General features: G+C 67.4%; 22 protein-coding genes and 1 riboswitch. Of the genes, 7 read left to right on the forward strand and 15 right to left on the reverse strand.

Translation table 11 applies throughout. The features are described 5' to 3' along the window. The first annotated feature begins 78 nt into the window (after positions 1 to 78). Entirely contained in the window at positions 79 to 615 is a 537-nt protein-coding gene (locus ABZS29_RS35150) for a hypothetical protein (RefSeq protein ID WP_355468777.1), read from the forward strand. 48 nt (positions 616 to 663) lie between these two features. On the opposite strand, the gene ABZS29_RS35155 is transcribed toward ABZS29_RS35150, so the two are convergent. Beyond that, positions 664 to 1,092, reverse strand: a complete 429-nt coding sequence (locus tag ABZS29_RS35155) for a DUF2752 domain-containing protein (RefSeq protein ID WP_355468779.1) — start codon at positions 1,090 to 1,092, stop codon at positions 664 to 666. 55 nt (positions 1,093 to 1,147) lie between these two features. Between ABZS29_RS35155 and ABZS29_RS35160 the strand changes: the two genes are divergently transcribed. Then, the gene (locus ABZS29_RS35160) at positions 1,148 to 1,753 is read left to right on the forward strand and encodes an RDD family protein (protein ID WP_355468781.1); all 606 of its coding nucleotides are present in this window, start codon (positions 1,148 to 1,150) and stop codon (positions 1,751 to 1,753) included. A gap of 1 nt (position 1,754) precedes the next feature. On the opposite strand, the gene ABZS29_RS35165 is transcribed toward ABZS29_RS35160, so the two are convergent. The 3 genes from ABZS29_RS35165 to thiC form a co-directional block, all read right to left on the reverse strand. Beyond that, complete coding sequence (locus ABZS29_RS35165) at positions 1,755 to 2,312, reverse strand: hypothetical protein (RefSeq protein WP_355468783.1); 558 nt, start codon at positions 2,310 to 2,312, stop codon at positions 1,755 to 1,757. Then, on the reverse strand, positions 2,309 to 2,908 hold the full coding sequence (locus ABZS29_RS35170) for a transposase (protein WP_355468785.1): 600 nt from the start codon (positions 2,906 to 2,908) through the stop codon (positions 2,309 to 2,311). The genes ABZS29_RS35165 and ABZS29_RS35170 overlap by 4 nt, the downstream gene beginning before the upstream one ends. A 243-nt stretch (positions 2,909 to 3,151) precedes the next feature. Continuing rightward, positions 3,152 to 4,765 carry a phosphomethylpyrimidine synthase ThiC gene (gene thiC / locus ABZS29_RS35175; RefSeq protein WP_355468993.1) on the reverse strand — a complete coding sequence of 538 codons (1,614 nt, stop codon included), beginning with the start codon at positions 4,763 to 4,765 and terminating at the stop codon, positions 3,152 to 3,154. After that, positions 4,766 to 4,884: riboswitch (TPP riboswitch) on the reverse strand. A 29-nt stretch (positions 4,885 to 4,913) separates the two neighbouring features. On the opposite strand from thiC, the gene ABZS29_RS35180 reads away from it, so the two are divergent. Continuing rightward, positions 4,914 to 5,660 (forward strand): lysophospholipid acyltransferase family protein, encoded by a 747-nt coding sequence (locus ABZS29_RS35180; protein WP_355468787.1) that lies wholly within the window; start codon positions 4,914 to 4,916, stop codon positions 5,658 to 5,660. A 129-nt stretch (positions 5,661 to 5,789) separates the two neighbouring features. After that, on the forward strand, positions 5,790 to 6,314 hold the full coding sequence (locus ABZS29_RS35185) for a hypothetical protein (protein ID WP_355468788.1): 525 nt from the start codon (positions 5,790 to 5,792) through the stop codon (positions 6,312 to 6,314). On the opposite strand, the gene ABZS29_RS35190 is transcribed toward ABZS29_RS35185, so the two are convergent. The 9 genes from ABZS29_RS35190 to ABZS29_RS35230 all read right to left on the reverse strand — a co-directional run bounded on the left by ABZS29_RS35190 (position 6,311) and on the right by ABZS29_RS35230 (position 12,753). Next, positions 6,311 to 6,544, reverse strand: coding sequence for a hypothetical protein (locus tag ABZS29_RS35190; protein WP_355468790.1), 234 nt, complete (start codon positions 6,542 to 6,544; stop codon positions 6,311 to 6,313). The genes ABZS29_RS35185 and ABZS29_RS35190 overlap by 4 nt on opposite strands. A 13-nt stretch (positions 6,545 to 6,557) precedes the next feature. Next, a complete protein-coding gene (locus ABZS29_RS35195) occupies positions 6,558 to 7,664 on the reverse strand; it encodes an inorganic phosphate transporter (RefSeq protein ID WP_355468792.1) in 1,107 nt (368 codons plus the stop codon). A gap of 87 nt (positions 7,665 to 7,751) precedes the next feature. Beyond that, entirely contained in the window at positions 7,752 to 8,750 is a 999-nt protein-coding gene (locus tag ABZS29_RS35200) for an inorganic phosphate transporter (protein WP_355468794.1), read from the reverse strand. Positions 8,751 to 8,753: 3 nt separating this feature from the next. Beyond that, positions 8,754 to 9,386 carry a DUF47 family protein gene (locus tag ABZS29_RS35205; RefSeq protein WP_355468796.1) on the reverse strand — a complete coding sequence of 211 codons (633 nt, stop codon included), beginning with the start codon at positions 9,384 to 9,386 and terminating at the stop codon, positions 8,754 to 8,756. A 140-nt stretch (positions 9,387 to 9,526) separates the two neighbouring features. Then, positions 9,527 to 9,835 (reverse strand): DUF202 domain-containing protein, encoded by a 309-nt coding sequence (locus ABZS29_RS35210; protein ID WP_355468798.1) that lies wholly within the window; start codon positions 9,833 to 9,835, stop codon positions 9,527 to 9,529. Between the two features lie 8 nt (positions 9,836 to 9,843). Beyond that, positions 9,844 to 10,179, reverse strand: coding sequence for a DUF202 domain-containing protein (locus ABZS29_RS35215; protein WP_355468800.1), 336 nt, complete (start codon positions 10,177 to 10,179; stop codon positions 9,844 to 9,846). Further along, on the reverse strand, positions 10,179 to 11,402 hold the full coding sequence (locus tag ABZS29_RS35220; protein ID WP_355468802.1) for a glycoside hydrolase family 3 N-terminal domain-containing protein: 1,224 nt from the start codon (positions 11,400 to 11,402) through the stop codon (positions 10,179 to 10,181). The genes ABZS29_RS35215 and ABZS29_RS35220 overlap by 1 nt, the downstream gene beginning before the upstream one ends. Further along, positions 11,402 to 11,863 (reverse strand): MarR family transcriptional regulator, encoded by a 462-nt coding sequence (locus ABZS29_RS35225; protein WP_355468804.1) that lies wholly within the window; start codon positions 11,861 to 11,863, stop codon positions 11,402 to 11,404. Before ABZS29_RS35225 ends, ABZS29_RS35220 begins: the two co-directional genes overlap by 1 nt. After that, positions 11,842 to 12,753: a DMT family transporter gene (locus ABZS29_RS35230; protein ID WP_355468806.1), complete on the reverse strand. Its 912-nt coding sequence runs from the start codon at positions 12,751 to 12,753 to the stop codon at positions 11,842 to 11,844. The genes ABZS29_RS35225 and ABZS29_RS35230 overlap by 22 nt, the downstream gene beginning before the upstream one ends. 38 nt (positions 12,754 to 12,791) lie before the next feature. On the opposite strand from ABZS29_RS35230, the gene ABZS29_RS35235 reads away from it, so the two are divergent. Then, on the forward strand, positions 12,792 to 13,415 hold the full coding sequence (locus ABZS29_RS35235; protein ID WP_355468808.1) for a TetR/AcrR family transcriptional regulator: 624 nt from the start codon (positions 12,792 to 12,794) through the stop codon (positions 13,413 to 13,415). Here ABZS29_RS35235 and ABZS29_RS35240 read toward each other — a convergent pair. Beyond that, positions 13,408 to 14,067 carry a potassium channel family protein gene (locus tag ABZS29_RS35240; RefSeq protein WP_355468810.1) on the reverse strand — a complete coding sequence of 220 codons (660 nt, stop codon included), beginning with the start codon at positions 14,065 to 14,067 and terminating at the stop codon, positions 13,408 to 13,410. The genes ABZS29_RS35235 and ABZS29_RS35240 overlap by 8 nt on opposite strands. Further along, positions 14,064 to 14,582: an acyl-CoA thioesterase gene (locus ABZS29_RS35245; RefSeq protein ID WP_355468811.1), complete on the reverse strand. Its 519-nt coding sequence runs from the start codon at positions 14,580 to 14,582 to the stop codon at positions 14,064 to 14,066. The genes ABZS29_RS35240 and ABZS29_RS35245 overlap by 4 nt, the downstream gene beginning before the upstream one ends. Positions 14,583 to 14,713: 131 nt before the next feature. On the opposite strand from ABZS29_RS35245, the gene ABZS29_RS35250 reads away from it, so the two are divergent. Further along, a complete protein-coding gene (locus ABZS29_RS35250) occupies positions 14,714 to 15,634 on the forward strand; it encodes a hypothetical protein (protein ID WP_355468813.1) in 921 nt (306 codons plus the stop codon). A gap of 157 nt (positions 15,635 to 15,791) precedes the next feature. Next, positions 15,792 to 16,952 carry a lytic polysaccharide monooxygenase gene (locus ABZS29_RS35255; protein WP_355468814.1) on the forward strand — a complete coding sequence of 387 codons (1,161 nt, stop codon included), beginning with the start codon at positions 15,792 to 15,794 and terminating at the stop codon, positions 16,950 to 16,952. The last annotated feature ends 239 nt before the right edge of the window (positions 16,953 to 17,191 follow it).

Here is a 17,191-nt window from a genome sequence, read left to right on the forward strand (position 1 = left end):
GACGGCGAGGGTACGTGACCCTGAACCCGTGGCCCAGATAGGCTTCGGGGATTCTTCGATGTCTCAGAAGGGACTGTGGTGAGCACTCCGACGCCTCCCGGCGATGACCAGAACGACCCCCAGGACACCCCTGGCCAGACTCCGGGCGGCCAGCCGGGGCAGTACGGCCAGCCTGGCTACGGCCAGCAGCAGCCTGGTGCGTACCCCGGCCAGCCCGGACAGTACGGGCAGCCGCAGCAGCCCGGTTATGGGCAGCAGCAGCCCGGCTACGGCCAGCAGCCCGGCTACGGTCAGCAGCCGGGCCAGCCGGGCTACGGCCAGCAGCCGGGTCAGCCGGCGGCCGGCGGCTACGGCGCCTACCCGGGCGGCCAGAACGGCGGCTACGGCTACGGCGCCCAGGCCGCACCCAGCAACACCCCGATGATCCTGTCGATCATCGGCATCGTCTGCTGGTTCTGCTGCTCCCCGGCCGCGATCGGCCTGGGTCTGTTCGCGCAGAGCAAGTACCGCGAGCATGGCCAGTCGGACACGCTGGCCAAGGTCGCCTGGATCGGCGGCATTGTCGCCTTCGTCATCGGCATCATCTCGTACGCCACCGGTCTCGTCGGCCGCTGACGTTCACGCTCGACTGTCGCCGGGTAGCTCCTTGCTACCCGGCGACACTCAGTTGAGGTTGCGTGCGACGCCGTACACGATCAGCAGGGCGATGACGCCCTTGGTCAGCCAGTCGACCAGCCGCGGACTCATGGTCAGCCGCGGCAGCCGAACCAGCCGCAGGGCCTCCAGAGCCCACGCCAGCACCTGGTAGCCGACGGCCAGCCCGATCAGCGGCCCCAGCACCAGTACGACGGGGTTGAAGTGCCAGGCGGCGTTCAGATCGCCACGGAGCAAGGCCGCGGCCATCCGGGTCGATCCGCAGAGCGGACAGTTCAGACCGGTGGTGGCGTGCAGCAGGCACGGGATACCGAGGCCGGTCAGCTGATAGACACCGGCGAGCGCGAAGCCGCCGACACCGACCACCGCGAGACCCTGCACCCGGCGGTCGACCGGCACGACCGGTCCCGCGGGACGAAGTACGACGCCTTGACTCACCGCACCACAGTAACCTGCTCTCCAGTCCGCAACAGAGCACCAGAGAGGAACCCAGGTGACCACCCCTCCGTCCGGCCCGTACGACGGGCCCACGCCGCCCGGTCAGCCCGGTCAGTACCCGCCTGGCCAGCCGAACCAGTACCCGCCGGGGCAGCCCGGGGGCGGGTTCCACCCGGCCGGACAGATCCAGCCCGGCTACAACCCTTATTCGCAAGGCTCCTCGGGCCAGGGCAGCTACCGCTACGCACTGCCCGGTCAGCCGGCCGGCTACACGACACGGGTGGGCGCATCGCTGATCGACGGCGTTCTCCAGAGCCTGCCGCTGGGTATCGGCCTGATCGCGACCATCGCGATGCACACGTCGGACGCGGCCGGAGCGCCGCTGACCCTGGGTATCGCGGGCAGCTGGGTGATCTGGTTCCTGAACCGCGTGCTGCAGCAGGGCCGCACCGGCCAGTCGCTCGGCAAGAAGATGACCGGGACCCGCGTGATCAGCCTTCAGACCGGTGAGTTGATCGGTTTCGGCCCAAACCTCGGCCGCGAGGTCCTCGCCATCGTGCTCAACTACGTCTGCTTCCTCAACGTCATCTGGCCGTTGTGGGACGAGAAGCAGCAGACCTGGCACGACAAGATCGTCAACGACATCGTCGTCAGCACCTGAGCTAGTGCGACAGCACGAAGGCGGCGCAGGTCACCGACCAGAGCACACTGGTGAAGGTGCCGATGATGAAGCGCTCCGCGACCGCCTGCGGCGTGACGGACGCGGGCTGGTCCGGACTGCGGAGCTCTGGATAGCGGGCCAGTCCCTTGATCGCCAGCACGATGGCCAGCCCCTCCGGCCAGCCGGCCACCAGGGCCGCGAAGATCGCGCCACGCTCGAGCGAACCGATCAGAGCGCCGCCGCGCAGGACCTCACCGGCCTTCTGCGTCGACTGCGCCCGAGTGTTGCCCCGGTCGACCAGCGCGAGCACAGAGGTCGTCAGCGGGCCGCCACCGGTCACTGCGAGCCCTCCGGCCAGCAGGAGCAGCACATTCCACCAGCGCTCGGGCCACGACGCCACACCGTCGGTCGAGAGCAGCAGTAGGCCGACAGCGACGCCGCAGGCCAGCATGAGGCCGCTGAGCACGATCTCCAGCGTGGCGCCTTCGGCCTTCGGCACCCAAGCCAGTACGGCGAACAGCAGGCCGCCGGCTGTGAGTGCCAGGACGAGTGCCGTCACGCAGCGGTCCCGAGCTCGAGCAACTCCGACGCCAGCAACCGACCACGCTGCTCCTCGACCACTCCGGCCGCCTGAGCTCGTTGCGTCACCGCAGATTGGCTGATCCCCAGTTTCACGCCGATCTCCCGTCGTGTCAGTCCCTCGGCCAGCAGGTCGGCAACAGCCCAGCCCCGCTCGCTCCGGCGGCGCAGCACCGAGGCCATGAGCCACAGCACCGTTTCCACCTGCTCGGCGAGCCGGTCGTCCGGTCCGCACACGTTGACGTGATGCGGACTCGACTTCGCCTTCGTCACCGCCTCGCGGGCGTAGACGAACGCGTCACCGTTCCCGGCCCGGGTACTGCGCGGCAGCGGCTCGGCCACCTCGCCGATCCCGAGCCCGACGTACCAGGCGTCCAGGCGGAGCAGCTCGACGATCAGGTCGATGGTTGCCCTGGCCTCCGAAAGCACTCCCTGCACCTCGTCGCCGGCGGTCCGCTCGAACTTGCGGAGCAGCCCGGTACGCCGGGGCCTGCGGTTCAGATCGGTGAGTAGCTCGGGTACGAGATCGCCGCTGACTCGGCTGCCTCGCTGATCTACCGTGAGAACGAAGACCACTGTCTCGCACCTCCTTCCAACGGAGTTAAGGCTACAGTCTTATTCACGCTGAGTGAAGGCAAAAACCTGAATCGGTTCACCCCATCACTCTCGGTGATCACCCCGCAGGACAGCTGATTCCCAATTCTCCGCTCAATCCGGCCACTTCGGCATCTCGACACCTTCGCGAATTTCACTCCGCGTGAAGTTGCCAAACCGGTTCACGGCTCCCGGCGGGCGGGAAGCCCGCCGGGAGCGTTCAGATCAGTCGGCGAGCGGCAGGTAGAGCTTGCCGTCTCCTGCCTTGAAGGTCTCGGACATTTCGTTGAAGCCGGCCTCGATCGCCTCGGTCGACGTCAGTCCGTGCTCCTCGGCGTACGCGCGAATGTCGGCGGTGATTCGCATCGAGCAGAACTTCGGCCCGCACATCGAGCAGAAGTGCGCGGTCTTGGCCGGCTCGGCCGGCAACGTCTCGTCGTGGTACGACCGCGCGGTGTCCGGGTCCAGCGAGAGGTTGAACTGATCCTCCCAGCGGAACTCGAACCTTGCCGTGGACAACGCGTCGTCCCAGGCCTGCGCTCCCGGGTGTCCCTTGGCCAGATCGGCGGCATGGGCAGCGATCTTGTAGGTGATCACCCCGGTCTTGACGTCATCGCGATCCGGCAGCCCGAGGTGCTCCTTCGGCGTGACGTAGCAGAGCATCGCCGTACCGAGCCAGCCGATCTGCGCCGCGCCGATCGCGCTGGTGATGTGGTCGTACGCCGGCGCCACATCGGTTGCCAACGGCCCCAAGGTGTAGAACGGCGCTTCGCCGCAGAGCTCTTCCTCGAGCCGCACGTTCTCGGCGATCTTGTTCATCGGCACGTGCCCGGGGCCCTCGATCATCACCTGTACGTCGTGCTCCCAGGCGATCTTGGTGAGCTCCCCCAGTGTCCGCAACTCGGCGAACTGCGCCTCGTCGTTCGCATCCGCGATACACCCCGGCCGGAGTCCGTCGCCGAGCGAGAACGTCACGTCGTACTCACGCAGGATCTCGCAGAGCTCCGCGAAATGCGTGTACAGGAAAGACTCCTGGTGATGCGCGAGACACCAGGCCGCCATGATCGAGCCGCCGCGCGAGACGATGCCGGTGATCCGCCGCGCGGTCAGCGGCACGTAGCGCAGCAGTACGCCGGCGTGCACGGTCATGTAGTCGACGCCCTGCTCGCACTGCTCGATCACCGTCTCCCGGTAGACCTCCCAGTTCAGCGCGGCCGGATCGCCCTTCACCTTCTCGAGCGCCTGGTAGAGCGGCACGGTCCCGATCGGCACCGGCGAGTTCCGCAGGATCCACTCCCGGGTCTCGTGGATGTTCTTGCCGGTCGACAGGTCCATCACGGTGTCGGCGCCCCAGCGGGTCGCCCAGACGAGCTTCTCGACCTCGTCCTCGATGGAACTGCTGACGGCGGAGTTGCCGATGTTCGCGTTCACCTTCACCAGGAACTTCTTGCCGATGATGGTCGGCTCGCTCTCCGGGTGCCGGCGGTTGACCGGGATCACGGCTCGGCCGCGCGCCACCTCGGACCGGACGAACTCCGGATCCATGTTCTCCCGGAGCGCGACATACCGCATCTCCTCGGTGATGGTGCCGGCGCGCGCGTGCGCGAGCTGGGTCAGGTTCTCCCGCCCGGCGATCCACTCGCGCCGGAGCGCGGGCAGACCGGCCTGTACGTCGATCTGCGCCGTCGCGTCCGTGTACGGCCCGGACGTGTCGTACAGGTCGAAGTGCTCGCCGTTGGTGAGATGGACGCGGCGCGCCGGAACGCCCAGTTCGCCGCGATAGATCTTCTCGGAGCCCGAGATCGGGCCGGTGGTGACAGTCGGTCGTACGGTGCCGATAGTTGTCACTTGTGTGCTCCCTACGCCGGAATTACCCGGACAGGTTCGGCGGTCGGCGGCGCCGGATTCTCCAGCCGCCCTCTCAGCCCACTACGGTGCGAGCTCCCGCGATCTCCAGTTATCACCGGCAGCTTAGTAGCATTCCGGGATGCGCGACTTTGTCTATCCGCCTGTCGTCGGCGTTGCCAAGACTGCCTTCAAGGTGCTGGACCTGAAGTTCCAGCTCGCCGGCACCGAGAACATCCCGCGGACCGGCGGCGCGGTGATCGCGCTGAACCACATCAGCTACGTCGACTTCATCCTCGGCGGGTACGGCGCGGTGCCGAGCAAGCGGCTGGTCCGGTTCATGGCCAAGGAGGTGCTGTTCCGCAACCGCTGGTCCGGGCCGCTGATGCGTGGGATGCACCACATCCCGGTCGATCGCGACGCGGGCGCGGCGTCGTACGAGCACGCGCTGCGGCACCTGCGCGCCGGTGAGGTGGTCGGCGTCTTTCCGGAAGCGACGATCAGCCGGTCGTTCGAGCTCAAGGAGTTCAAGTCCGGCACGGTCCGGATGGCCGCGGAGGCCGGCGTACCGCTGATTCCGATGATCCTGTGGGGCACCCAGCGGATGTTCACCAAGGACCACCCGAAGGACTTCACCCGGCACCGCACGATCGCGATCACGGTCGGTACGCCGATGACCGTGACGCCGGACGACGACCCGGTCGAGGCCACCGCCGTCCTGCGCTCGACGATGGCCGAGATGCTCGACGAGACGATCCGCGCATACCCGGAGCAGCCGCCCGGCGCCTGGTGGCTGCCCGCCTCGTACGGCGGCTCCGCGCCGACGCCGGCGGAGGCCGACCGGCTCGACCGCGAGGAGCTGGCCCGCCGGGCCGAGCGCCGCCGCTAGCCCGACGGAGGTCGGACAAGGCCTTGACCCTCGACGGCATCTGAGGGTACGAAGGGCACTTGTCATTGACAAGGCAGGAATCTGGGGGATTTCTGTGCTGCTTGCCTTGTGCTGGGCGGGGGAAGGTTTTTGTTCGATTCACCGGAAGAACTGCGCCTGTTCGAACCCGGGACGCTGCAGATCGCGCCGCATGTCGCGGAGCACATCCCGGATGCCGGGGCGTACTTCATCGACTGGTCCACCCGGGACCTGGACCGCGAGCGAGCGCGTGAGGTCGAGGCCGCGGTCAACGGCCGGCGGTGCGCGAACGGCTGGTTCCCACTCGAGAGCCTGGACAGCATCGGGCACCGGGGCTACTGGCGTGGTCCGCTCACCTACCTGGCGCAGATGACGGCCGACGACGCCGGCATCCTGCAGGACTGGGCGGCGTACGGCCTGACCGGTGAGAACCGGCACCGCATCGAAGCGACCGTCAACCACCTGCTCCACCAGCAGGGCCACGCGGCCGCGGCCACCTGGGCCGTTGCCGTCCGCCCCCAAGCCGGTCTGGACGCAGCCGCCCTCGGCGACCGCCTCTTCACCGCCTGGGAGCGGAACCTGGACGCCGTACGCACCAAGGACGTGGCCAAGGCAGTCCGCCGCTGGAACCGCTAATGGAACTGCGGAATGATCAGGTAGAGCCCGAACAGCACCGCAGCTAGGCATGCTGCGAAGCACAGTGACGCGACTGCGGTGTCGACCATCGGTGCAGGCCGCTTCTCGTCGATAGCCGCCGCTCTGCGGGCCATGGCAGTCACACCGAAGGCGAAGACGACAGCCAGCCCGACTCCGAAGAGCAGACTGACCAGTGCGACCTCACCGAGGCCGGTCCAGTTGATGTGCATCGCCGTACTCCTCTCAGACCGTCGCGTATTCGTTGACGTTGTGCGGAGTGACCGGCTTGCGCCTGGAGGCCGCGTAGATGCCGCCACCGACCACCACAGCCAGTACGGCGATGATCGCGACCCCGAGATTGCCGGAGTTGGCCACGCGGCCGGAGAGCGCGCCGACCACCGCAGCAGCCGGCAGGGTGAACAGCCACGCCAGGGCCATCCGTCCGGCCACCGTCCAGCGCACCTCGGCCAGCCGCTTGCCCAGACCGGCGCCCAAGATGCTGCCGGAGCAGACCTGCGTGGTTGAGAGCGGGAAGCCCAGGTGAGAGGAGGCCAGCAGCACAGCGGTCGAACTGGTCTCGGCGGCGAAGCCCTGCGGCGACTCGATCTCGGTCAAGCCCTTGCCCATCGTGCGAATGATGCGCCAGCCGCCGAGATAGGTGCCGAGCGCAATCGCCAGACCGGCGGCGAAGATCACCCACAGCGGCGGCCGCGAGCCCTGCGCCAGGCTGCCGGAGGTGATCAGGACGAGCGTGATGATGCCCATCGTCTTCTGTGCGTCACCGGTGCCGTGCGCCAGCGAGACCAGCGAGGCGGAGGCGATCTGACCGGCCCGGAACCCGTCGTCCACACTGCGCTTGCGGGCCCGCGCGGTGATCTTGTACGCCAGATAGGTCCCCAGCAGGGCGACTACGCCGGCGACGATCGGCGCGGCGACCGCCGGGACGACGATCTTCTGCACCACCGTACCGAAGTTGACCGCGCCGCTGCCGGCGGCGATCCAGGTCGCCCCGATCAGACCTCCGAAGAGCGCGTGCGACGACGAGCTCGGCAGCCCGAGGTACCAGGTGAGCAGGTTCCACAGGATGGCGCCGACCAGACCGCCGAAGATGATCGGCACGGTGACCAACGTGTCGTCGACGAGTCCGCTGGAGATCGTCTTGGCGACCTCGGTGGAGACGAACGCCCCCACCAGATTCAGTACGGCGGACAACCCGACCGCGACCTTGGGTCTGAGCGCACCGGTGGCGATCGATGTCGCCATCGCGTTGGCGGTGTCGTGGAAGCCGTTGGTGAAGTCGAACACCAGTGCGGTGACGATCACCACGACCACGAGAAACGACAGATCCATCCCGATCACATCCCTCGGCGGACGAGTTGTGAGACTCGTCCGACCGTAGGGGTGATGGATGAATTCGAAATGAATGGAACCCGGAGATCACTCCAGGATGAGGTGGGCCAGTCCGTAGCAGGCGGCGGCCACCAGGCCCGCGGCCGGGATTGTCAGCACCCAGGCGGTGACGATGCCCTTCGCGACACCCCAGCGGACCGCGGACAGCCGCTTGGTGGCGCCGGCGCCCATCACCGCGCTGGTGATCGTGTGGGTGGTCGAGACGGGAGCGTGCAGGCCGATCGCCATCACGTAGAGCACGCCGGCGGCGATCGCCTCGGAGGCGAAGCCGCGGGCCGGGTCGAGGTGGATGATCCGGCGGCCCAGGGTCCGCATGATCCGCCAGCCACCGGAGTAGGTGCCGAGCGAGATCGCGGTCGCGGCGGAGATCTTCACCCACAGCGGGATGCCGTCACCCTTGGCCACGTGGCCGGTGGTGAGCAGCGCCAGGAAGATCACGCCCATGGTCTTCTGCGCGTCCTGCAGACCGTGCCCGAGCGCCATCGCGGCGGCCGACAGCGACTGCGCCAGCCGGAAGCCGCGAGTGGTCTTGCCGGGGTTCTTGCGCCGGAAGATCCACAGGATCGCGAGCATCAGCAGGAAGGCGCCGCAGAAGCCGATGGCCGGTGACAGCACCATCGGGATGACGACCTTGTCGACGATCCCGGTCCACAGGACCACGCTCGTCGAGGCCAGTCCGGCGCCGACCAGGCCACCGATCAGCGCGTGCGACGACGAGCTGGGCAGACCGAAGTACCAGGTGACCAGGTTCCAGGTGATGGCGCCGATCAGGGCCGAGAGGACGACCACGAGGCCGTGCTGGCCGCCCGGGGCGGTGATGATGCCCTTGCCGACCGTCTCGGCGACCTCGGTGCCGGCCAGCGCGCCGAGGAAGTTGCAGACCGCGGCCATCGCGAGCGCCACCCGCGGCGTCAGCGCGCGGGTCGAGATCGAGGTCGCGATCGCGTTCGCCGCGTCGTGGAAGCCGTTGGTGTAGTCGAAGGCCAGCGCGATCACGACGACCGCGATGACGAGCGTGAGCTCCAAGGCTCAGCTCTCCTTGACGGCGATCTGCTCGACCGTGTTGGCGACGTGCTCGAACGCGTCGATCGCAGCCTCCAGCAGGTCGACCACGGTCTTCAGCTTCATCACCGTGAGGGCGTCGTACTCGCCGCTGAACAGCTTGGCGATGATCCGGCGGTGCACCGCGTCACCGGTGTTCTCCAGCCGGTTGATCTCGATCCAGTACTCGGCGAGATCTTTCATCGTGCGCAGCCGCGGCATCGTCTCCGCGGTCAGCTGGGCGGCCCGCTGCAGCACCTCGATCTGCTCGGCCACCTCCTCCGGCAGCGCGTCAAGGTTGAAGAGGTGGACCGTGTCCACCGCCTCCTCCATGAAGTCCATGACGTCGTCGAGGTCGGAGGCCAGCCGATAGATGTCCTCCCGGTCGAACGGGGTCACGAACGTCGAGTTCACGCGGCGGATGATCGAGTGCGTGGTCTCGTCCGCGGCGTGCTCGGCGTCCTTCATCTGGACGGCGATCTGATGACTGGCCGACAGGCCGCTGCCGGCCGTACTGCCGAGCAGTTCGGCGAGGATCCGAGCGCCGTCCACGAGGTGGTTGGCGGACTCGGTGAAAAGGTCGTAGAACGTCGGGTCGTTCGGACGCAGACGTAACGGCACTTCAAGCTCCGGGTGAACGAGGGACAAACCGTTGATCATGCTAGGGGGAACAGCCCGCGGTTCTTGCATCCGCGGGGTCAACGTAGCGCGTCGGGGTGAACTAGTTCACTAGGAGGTGACGACCGAGTAATCAATTGGTATCAGCGTGTGATCACGGCGTAGAGGTCGAACAGCCCGACCACCAGCACCAGCCCGGCGGCGATCCGCAGTACCCGTTCCTGGCCGAGGGCATGGACCGCCGCACCCCGCGCAAGGCGGTAAACAGCGCTCACCGCCGCCCAGCAGCCCAGTGAAAGCACCAGTACGACGATGCCCAGGCCAGTACGGACATCCGACGAACCGTGGCCTGAGGCAAGCAGCAGGATGCCGTTGGCGATCAGTCCGAGCGACGTACGCCGCCACGCGAGCAGGGTGCGCTCGGGCTGCAGACCGGGATCCGGTGTGCTCATCGCCACAGTTATCTCGACAGGGCGAAAATTAGACCGACCACCCCGGCCACCGCGATGGTTGCCGCCAGCATCAGCGGCAGTCTGGTCACGGGGAGTGGCTCAGCGCGACGCATGGCGACCAGGTTCTGCTGCCAGCGTCGCAATGCGCCGAAGGTCGTCACCAGTCCCGCACTGACCAGGATCAGCCCGATGATGCGGGCGGGCCAGCGGTCCAGTCCTAGGTCCAGAAACTGCACAGCCGAGAGCCCGCCGGCATAACAGGCCAGCGATGTCCGCAGGTACGCCAGATAGGTCCGCTCGTTGGCCAGCGTGAACCGGTAGTCGGGCTCCTGCTCCTCCTGCATCAGCAGGCCACCAGACCGTGCTTCTGCTTGAGTGCGAGCACCCTCCGGACGCTCTGGTCGAGCTGTGCGGCGAACTTCTTGTCCTGCTGTGCTTTCACCACCAGTGCGTTCACCATGGTGGCAGTCAGGTCCGCAGCGCCGTTGATGACGATGTCTCCGCCGGCCGCGATCACCCTGGTCGCCCGCTGGCCCGCCGGCACCTTCGCCACGTTCGCCGCCGCCCCGACGTCGTCGGTGATCACGACTCCGCCGTACCCGAGGTCGCCGCGGATCATCCCCTCGATGACGGTCGAGGAGAACGCTGCTCGATTCTTGGGGTCGATCTTGGTGTAGGTGACCGTGGAGACCATCACCAACTCGCTGCCTGCCTCGATCCCGTCCGCGAACGGCTGCAGGTCGTCGTCACCACGGACGGTGACGTTGTCGAACACGTTGGCCGAGAAGTCGGTGTTGCCTTTGACCTTGCCGATGCCCGGGAAGTGCTTCACCGAGGTGATCACACCGCCTGCCGTCATCCCGTGAACGAACGCCTGAACCTTCGGACCGACCTCGGCCGACGTGTTGCCGAACTCCCGGTCCAGCTGGCCGATGGGCGCGTTCTGCTTCTTCAGCGACGCCGGTACGACGTCCGCCACCGGAGTGAGGTTGGTGTTGACCCCGGCCTGCTTGAGCTGGTTCGCCCATTGCGTCGCGCGGGCAGTGAGCTTGTCACTGGTCCACGTGCCTTGAACGGTGGCCGATGGGATTCTCGTGAAGCCCGAGCCTTTCAGGCGCTGGACCTGACCACCTTCCTGGTCGGCCGCCACCAGCGGCCGGATTCCGTCGACCGTCGCGGCAGTCGTCGCCGCGGCTGTCGCCGTACGGGTGTGGGCGAGGCTGCCACCAGCGCCGAGCAGCAGGACGCCGCCTGGCTTCTGCTTCTGGATGATCGATCGCTGCGCCGAGGTCATGCCGTTGGCGCTCATGCCGGTCATGATCAGCTGAGCGGCGCGCTGGCGGAGCGTGAGGTCTGCCAGCTTCGCGTCGAGGCAGCTGGGTGCCGATGGGGTCTCGGTCGGGGTGGATGTTGGTGTCGTCGTTGGCTGGGCGGTGGTCTTGGGAGGAAGCGGTACCGATGACGAGGGGACGGTGCTGGGTCCGGCGGTCGGTGGGGACTGGCTGTCGTTGCAGCCGGCCAGCAACAGCGCAGACAGTACGACGAGCGCCGTCGAACGGACGCGCATCACCGGTCCTGGCCGGTGTTCTCGGCGAGCGCCGTACAGATGTCGAACAGTTGCTCCACCTGCTCGGCGTTCAGCGCATCGAAGATCGCGCTGCGGACCTCCTCGACATGGCCGGGCGCCAACTCCACCAGCTTCTCCCGGCCGGCGTCGGTGATGATCGCGACCTGCCCCCGCCGGTCGGACTCAATGCCCTCGCGACGCACCCAGCCGTACTGCTCGAGGCGGTTCACCGCATGCGAGAGACGACTGCGGGATCCGAGCGTCGCGATGGCGAGCTCGCTCATCCGCAGCCGGCCGTCCGATGCGTCGGTCAGTCGCACCAGGATCTCGTAGTACGTATGCGGAATTCCGGCGTCACGCTGCAACTGCTGCTCGATCCGGCTGTTCACCACGCGCTGGGCAGCGATGAATGCTCGCCAAGCCCGCGCCTCGTTCTCGTTCAGCCATCGGGGTTCCGCCATGTCCGCAGCGTAATCAGCAGGACTGCAACGGCACAGACCAACATGCCGACCACAGCCAGCGCTCCGATGCTCTCGTCCAAGACGAAGTACGCCAGCAGCATGGTGGTCGGCGGCACCAGATAGAGCAGGCTGCTGACTCTGGTCGCGCCGGAAAGCTTGAGATTCACCAGGTATAGCCCCCATCCGCCGCCGGTTGCCAACAGCACCAGCCACAGCACAGCGCCGTAGAAACCTGGCTCGGTGGGGACGGTGAGCTGGCTGGTGGTGGCCGCCAATGTGACGAACAGGACACCCGAAACCATGCTCTGCACGCAGAGTGCGTCGAATGAGCTGACCGTCGACGGACGGCGGCGATCCAGGCAGGTGCCTCCGACCAGAGCTAGCAGACCACCCAGTGGAATCAAGAACAGCAGCAGCGAGCCGTGTCCTGCGTTGAGGTCGTCGGCGACCACCAGCGCGACTCCTGCGAGTCCGACGACCAGTCCGATCCATTGGCGTCTATTGACCGGCTCGCCGAGCAGTGGCCCGGCCACTGTCGCGATGACCAGCGGCTGGAGCGACCCGATCAGCGCTGTGACTCCTGCGGTGATGCCGTGGTCTATGCCGGTGAAGATCGCGCCGAGGTAGACGAACTGGGTCAGGACTGCCATCCAGACCTGCGTGACCAGATCGCGACGAGTCAACTGCGGGCGGCGGATGCTGAGGATCAGTGCACCCAGCAAGCCGGCGACCAGGAAGCGCCACCCAAGCAGGTCGAACGCTGTCGTGTACCGCGTTCCCCAGCCGGCGCCGATGAAGCCGGAACTCCAGAACACGACGAACCCCGCTCCCGCCGCGAGCGCGATCACGGGGCGGCTCGGCCGCCGTCGTACTGACTGGGTGATTGTCATGCTCCGACGGTAACCACACCGGTCGGTATACTGTCAGTATGGCTGTTCAGCAGATGAGACTGCTCGTCGATCGCGCGCTGCCCACGGCAGACCCGCTCACCCCGGCCGGGACGCGGATCCTGGCGGCGGCCTCGACGCTGTTCTACGAGCAGGGCATCCGGACTGTCGGCGTCGATGCGATCGCGGCCGCCGCCGACGTGACCAAGAAGACGCTGTACGACCGGTTCGGCTCGAAGGACCGGTTGATCGCGGCGTACCTGGAGCATCGGAACCGGGTGTGGCACGAGTTTCTCGACGAGCAGCTGGCCTCGAGGGCACCGGCGACGCCCGAAGACGTCATCCTGGCGCTCTTCGCAGCGCTGACCGACTGGCTGGCAGGATCGCGCAACGGCTGCGGCTTCATCAACGCCAGCGTCGAACTGGCAGCGCCCGATCACCCAGCGATGCCGGTGATCGTCGGACAGAAGCAATGGATGCGGTCCGAGTTCGAAGCGCAGGCACGCTTGGCCGGCCTGGCTGACCCGGGCGAGCTCGCCGATCGCCTCTTGCTCCTGCACGAAGGCGCCCTGGTCAGCTTCCGGGTTGCGGCCATGACCAATGCAACCGAGGTGGCTGCCCGCGCCGCCGCCGACCTGCTGGCCACCTGGCCGCGGCTCAGCTAGTACGGCGGGAGATCGTCAGGCCGACCAGGCGGGAGACGACCATCGCGACGTACCCGAGGCCGGCGAGCTGCTCGATCATCACCACTGAGCGGCCCCAGCTGGAGATCGGGACGACATCACTGAGCCCGGTGCTCGACAGCGTGGTGAAGCTGAGGAAGAGCAACTCCATCCACGTCCGGTCGTCGCTGGGGGCAACTGCTGCGATGAAGCTGCCGGGGACGAGGACCTGGACGAACACGTAGACGTAGGCGAATCCCCAGGCCACCAAGGTGAAAGTGGCGCCCGTCGCGTACAGCTCGTCGGTGCTGACGTCGTGATCGGACAGCATGTACCGCAACAGACTGTAAGCCGCGTAAAAGTAGAAGGCCGCGTGCAAAGCGGCGGAGATGGCCACCACGGCGTCGTTGGAGTTGTAGACGTCGATGAACGAGAGCGTGACGGCCGGGATGCCCAGTCCGATGCTCACCCAGGTCAGCCCCGGCGTCGATCGCACCGAGAACACGGCCAGTACCAGCACAACGAGCCCGAAGGTCTCGAACGCGAGCCGGCCGCCCCGAGAGCCTTCGGTCAGCGGGTAGAGGAGCACACCCAGCAACTGGACGGCCAGCAGCACCGCCGATGGCTGCCGCCGCGCCGCGGAGTAGAGGCTCATCCGGCCGACCGATCCTGCTCGCGGGAGGCGATGATCGCCTGCCGGCGCGCCAGCCGGTGGCTGCGGCGGATCTCGGCCTCGCGCATCCGGCGCAGTTCCTCCTCGGTCTCCGGCACCACCTGCGGCACCGCGCGCGGCTTACCCTCCGCGTCGACCGCCACGAACACCAGGTACGCCGAGGCCACATGCACCTCGGGTCCGACCGCGTCCCACCGGTCGGCCGTGATCCGTACGCCGACCTCCATCGAGCTCCGGCCGGTCCAGTTCACCTGACTGCTGAAGTGCACGACATCGCCGACCCGAACCGGGACCAGGAAGACCATCTCGTCCATCGACGCCGTCACCGCGGCTCCGCCCGAATGCCGTGCCGCGACCACTCCGGCCACCGAGTCGACCAGCGTCATGATCACGCCACCGTGCACGGTGCCGAGCAAATTCGTCTCGTTCTGCGCCGTGATGTGCGACAACGACAACCGGGTCACCGAGGTCGGCCGCGACGCCGGGATGCTGGTCATCTTGGTCCTTTCGTCCACTCCGGACCGGGTTCGGTCCCGGCCGCACAGTACCGAGCGAGTTGTCCACAGGTTCGAATCGACCGGCCGGAACGGGGTCGAATCCTCGTACTTTCTCTGTCGAGGAGGTGCCCATGACAACCACCGAAACCCCCACCGACGCCTATCTGAGCCCGTTGACCGCACCCCAGGTCGACCGGCTCGTCACACTCGCGCGGTCCAGCTGCCGCCGGCTCGGCTTCGACCTGCACTACGAAGCCGGCGCCTTGGTCCCCGCCCCGTCCGAGGCCGACACCTCGGGCCCGATTCTCGGTCTCACCAACCTGGCCCGCGCGGTTGCCCAGCAGGATTTCGACGACTGGCCGCAGTTCGTCGATCTGCACTTCAGCGAGCTGCTCGGCCGCCTCGAGGAAGGAGCCCCCGACCCACCTGACAACCCCGCCGACCAGCTGATCCAGCGTCTGGTCCCCCGCGCCTCTCTGCCACCCAACTGGGTCGCCGACCGTCCCGACGTGATCCCCGGCCTGCTCTCCGTCCCGGCCACGCTCCACGACTCCACCGTCACGATGTACCTCGACCCGTCCGACCTGGGCCTCACCTGGTCGGCCGCCGAAGCACTGGGCCTGGCCAACCTCCGCCGCCGTCCCGACCATCTCGAGCTGCTCGAAGACGACGGCGTTCACATCGCCCGCGTCACCGGCGACTCCTTCACCGCCTCCCGAGCCCTGGTCCTCGACACGGTCCTCCACGAAACCCTCGACCTCCCCGATCTCCCAGCAGCCGTCCTCGCCGCCGTTCCCTCCCGAGACCTGCTACTCATCCATGAGATCAAGGACCTCTCCGTTCTTCCCGCCCTAGGCCTCCTCCTTCACCTCACCGCCCGAGCCCACAGCCAAGCCCCCGGCCCCCTGTCCCCCGACATCCACCTGGTCACCTTCACGCCCAGCGGCCACCCCACCTGGCACCCCGCCACCACCCAGATCTCGCCCAGCACCCTGACGCTCTCCCCGCAGCTCACCACCCTCGTCGGCTCCCTGCCCTCTGAAGCCCCCTAGGGCCCGCCGTACAGCGCCGCACTTGGCAACCACCACGAAACGTTTAAGCCTCTGGCGCTGAGCGGCTGCGCAGGAGACGGTTGCGGGAGCGCTCCCAGAGACGCCGTTGTCGGGGCCGTCTGTCGGCGCGAGCGACGGTCCATGGAGGAGGATCATTGTGAGGCTTTTACGACCCATTGCACTGAGCGCCGCCCTGCTCGGTCTCACCGGCGCGCTTCTGGTGGCGTTGCCGGCACCGGTGGCCCAGGCTCACGGCGCGTTCACTTTTCCCGGTAGCCGGACCTACCTGTGCTACGTCAACGGCAAGGAAGGCGGTGGCGGAGGCGACCTCAAACCGACCAACCCGGCCTGCGCGGACGCCTGGAACAACGGCGACCACTATCCGTTCTGGAACTGGTTCAGCAATCTGATCAGCAACGCCGGCGGCCGGCACCGCGAGATCATCCCGGACGGCAATCTCTGCGGCCCCGATGCGCGCTTCGCGAAGTTCCGGGCGGCGCGATCGGACTGGCCCACCACGAACATCCGCTCCGGTTCGACCGTCACCATCCGCTACAACGCCTGGGCGCCGCATCCAGGCACCTGGACGCAATACATCACCAAGGACGGCTGGGACATCAATCAACCGCTGCGCTGGTCCGACCTCGAACCGGCTCCGTGGAACGAAGTGACCAACCCACCGCTGAACGGCAGCGGCCCCGACGGTCCGGAATGGACCTGGCCGGCCACCCTGCCCGCGAACAAGACCGGCCGCCACATCATCTACTCGATCTGGCAGCGCAGCGACAGTCCCGAGGCGTTCTATCAGTGCGCGGACGTCAACCTGACCACCGGTTCAGGCGACCCCACACCCACTCCCACCCCGACGCCCACGCCTCCCCCACCGACCAGTTGCTCGGTGACCTACTCGACGCCAAGCCAATGGAACAACGGTTTCACGGCCAGCGTGAAGGTGACCAACACCGGCCAGAACCCGGTCGGCGGCTGGACCGTCCGCTGGACCTGGCCGAACGGCCAACGCGTCGTCGGCGAAGGCTGGGACGCCACCGTCGTCAACAACGGCGCCACCGGAGCAATCGCCTCCAACGCCTCATGGAACTCGGTCATCCGCCCCGGCGAATCAGTGACCTTCGGCTTCAACGGCTCACACACCGGCACCAACACCCCGCCCACCGACTTCATAGCCTGCCAACCAGCACCCGCAGCCGCACCCCAAACCACCAGCGGTGAAGGCGTCCTAGCCCAAATCCTCGCCAGCATCCGCAGCTTCGGCCCCTTCGTGCCCACCCACCACGACCACGAAGCCCACCACCACTAGCCACCCCGACCAACCGATCCCAGACAACGCCGGCAGGGCGGGCCCTCGTCAGCCACCGAGGGTCCGCCCGTCGCGCGACCGAAAGACGCACGGCTCTCAGCCCGAGATCCACCCAGTCCCCGACCGCATCTCGCTGCCGCAACCAAGCCCCATCAACCTCAGGCAGGTCCACGCGCTCGCCAGCCCACCCCCGCCGACCGCAACGCCCAAGCCCGTAGCCCCAGACAAGGTCCACGCGG

This window comes from Kribbella sp. NPDC005582 (genome assembly GCF_040605415.1).
Lineage (GTDB): Bacteria > Actinomycetota > Actinomycetes > Propionibacteriales > Kribbellaceae > Kribbella.

Excerpts from the sequence above, each read along its gene's own strand:
- ABZS29_RS35180 (WP_355468787.1), top strand. The coding sequence starts at position 4,914 with ATGCGCGACTTTGTCTATCCGCCTGTCGTCGGCGTTGCCAAGACTGCC.
- ABZS29_RS35190 (WP_355468790.1), bottom strand. The coding sequence starts at position 6,544 with ATGCACATCAACTGGACCGGCCTCGGTGAGGTCGCACTGGTCAGTCTG.
- ABZS29_RS35195 (WP_355468792.1), bottom strand. The coding sequence starts at position 7,664 with ATGGATCTGTCGTTTCTCGTGGTCGTGGTGATCGTCACCGCACTGGTG.
- ABZS29_RS35210 (WP_355468798.1), bottom strand. The coding sequence starts at position 9,835 with ATGAGCACACCGGATCCCGGTCTGCAGCCCGAGCGCACCCTGCTCGCG.
- ABZS29_RS35215 (WP_355468800.1), bottom strand. The coding sequence starts at position 10,179 with ATGCAGGAGGAGCAGGAGCCCGACTACCGGTTCACGCTGGCCAACGAG.
- ABZS29_RS35220 (WP_355468802.1), bottom strand. The coding sequence starts at position 11,402 with ATGCGCGTCCGTTCGACGGCGCTCGTCGTACTGTCTGCGCTGTTGCTG.
- ABZS29_RS35225 (WP_355468804.1), bottom strand. The coding sequence starts at position 11,863 with ATGGCGGAACCCCGATGGCTGAACGAGAACGAGGCGCGGGCTTGGCGA.
- ABZS29_RS35230 (WP_355468806.1), bottom strand. The coding sequence starts at position 12,753 with ATGACAATCACCCAGTCAGTACGACGGCGGCCGAGCCGCCCCGTGATC.
- ABZS29_RS35235 (WP_355468808.1), top strand. The coding sequence starts at position 12,792 with ATGGCTGTTCAGCAGATGAGACTGCTCGTCGATCGCGCGCTGCCCACG.
- ABZS29_RS35240 (WP_355468810.1), bottom strand. The coding sequence starts at position 14,067 with ATGAGCCTCTACTCCGCGGCGCGGCGGCAGCCATCGGCGGTGCTGCTG.
- ABZS29_RS35245 (WP_355468811.1), bottom strand. The coding sequence starts at position 14,582 with ATGACCAGCATCCCGGCGTCGCGGCCGACCTCGGTGACCCGGTTGTCG.
- ABZS29_RS35250 (WP_355468813.1), top strand. The coding sequence starts at position 14,714 with ATGACAACCACCGAAACCCCCACCGACGCCTATCTGAGCCCGTTGACC.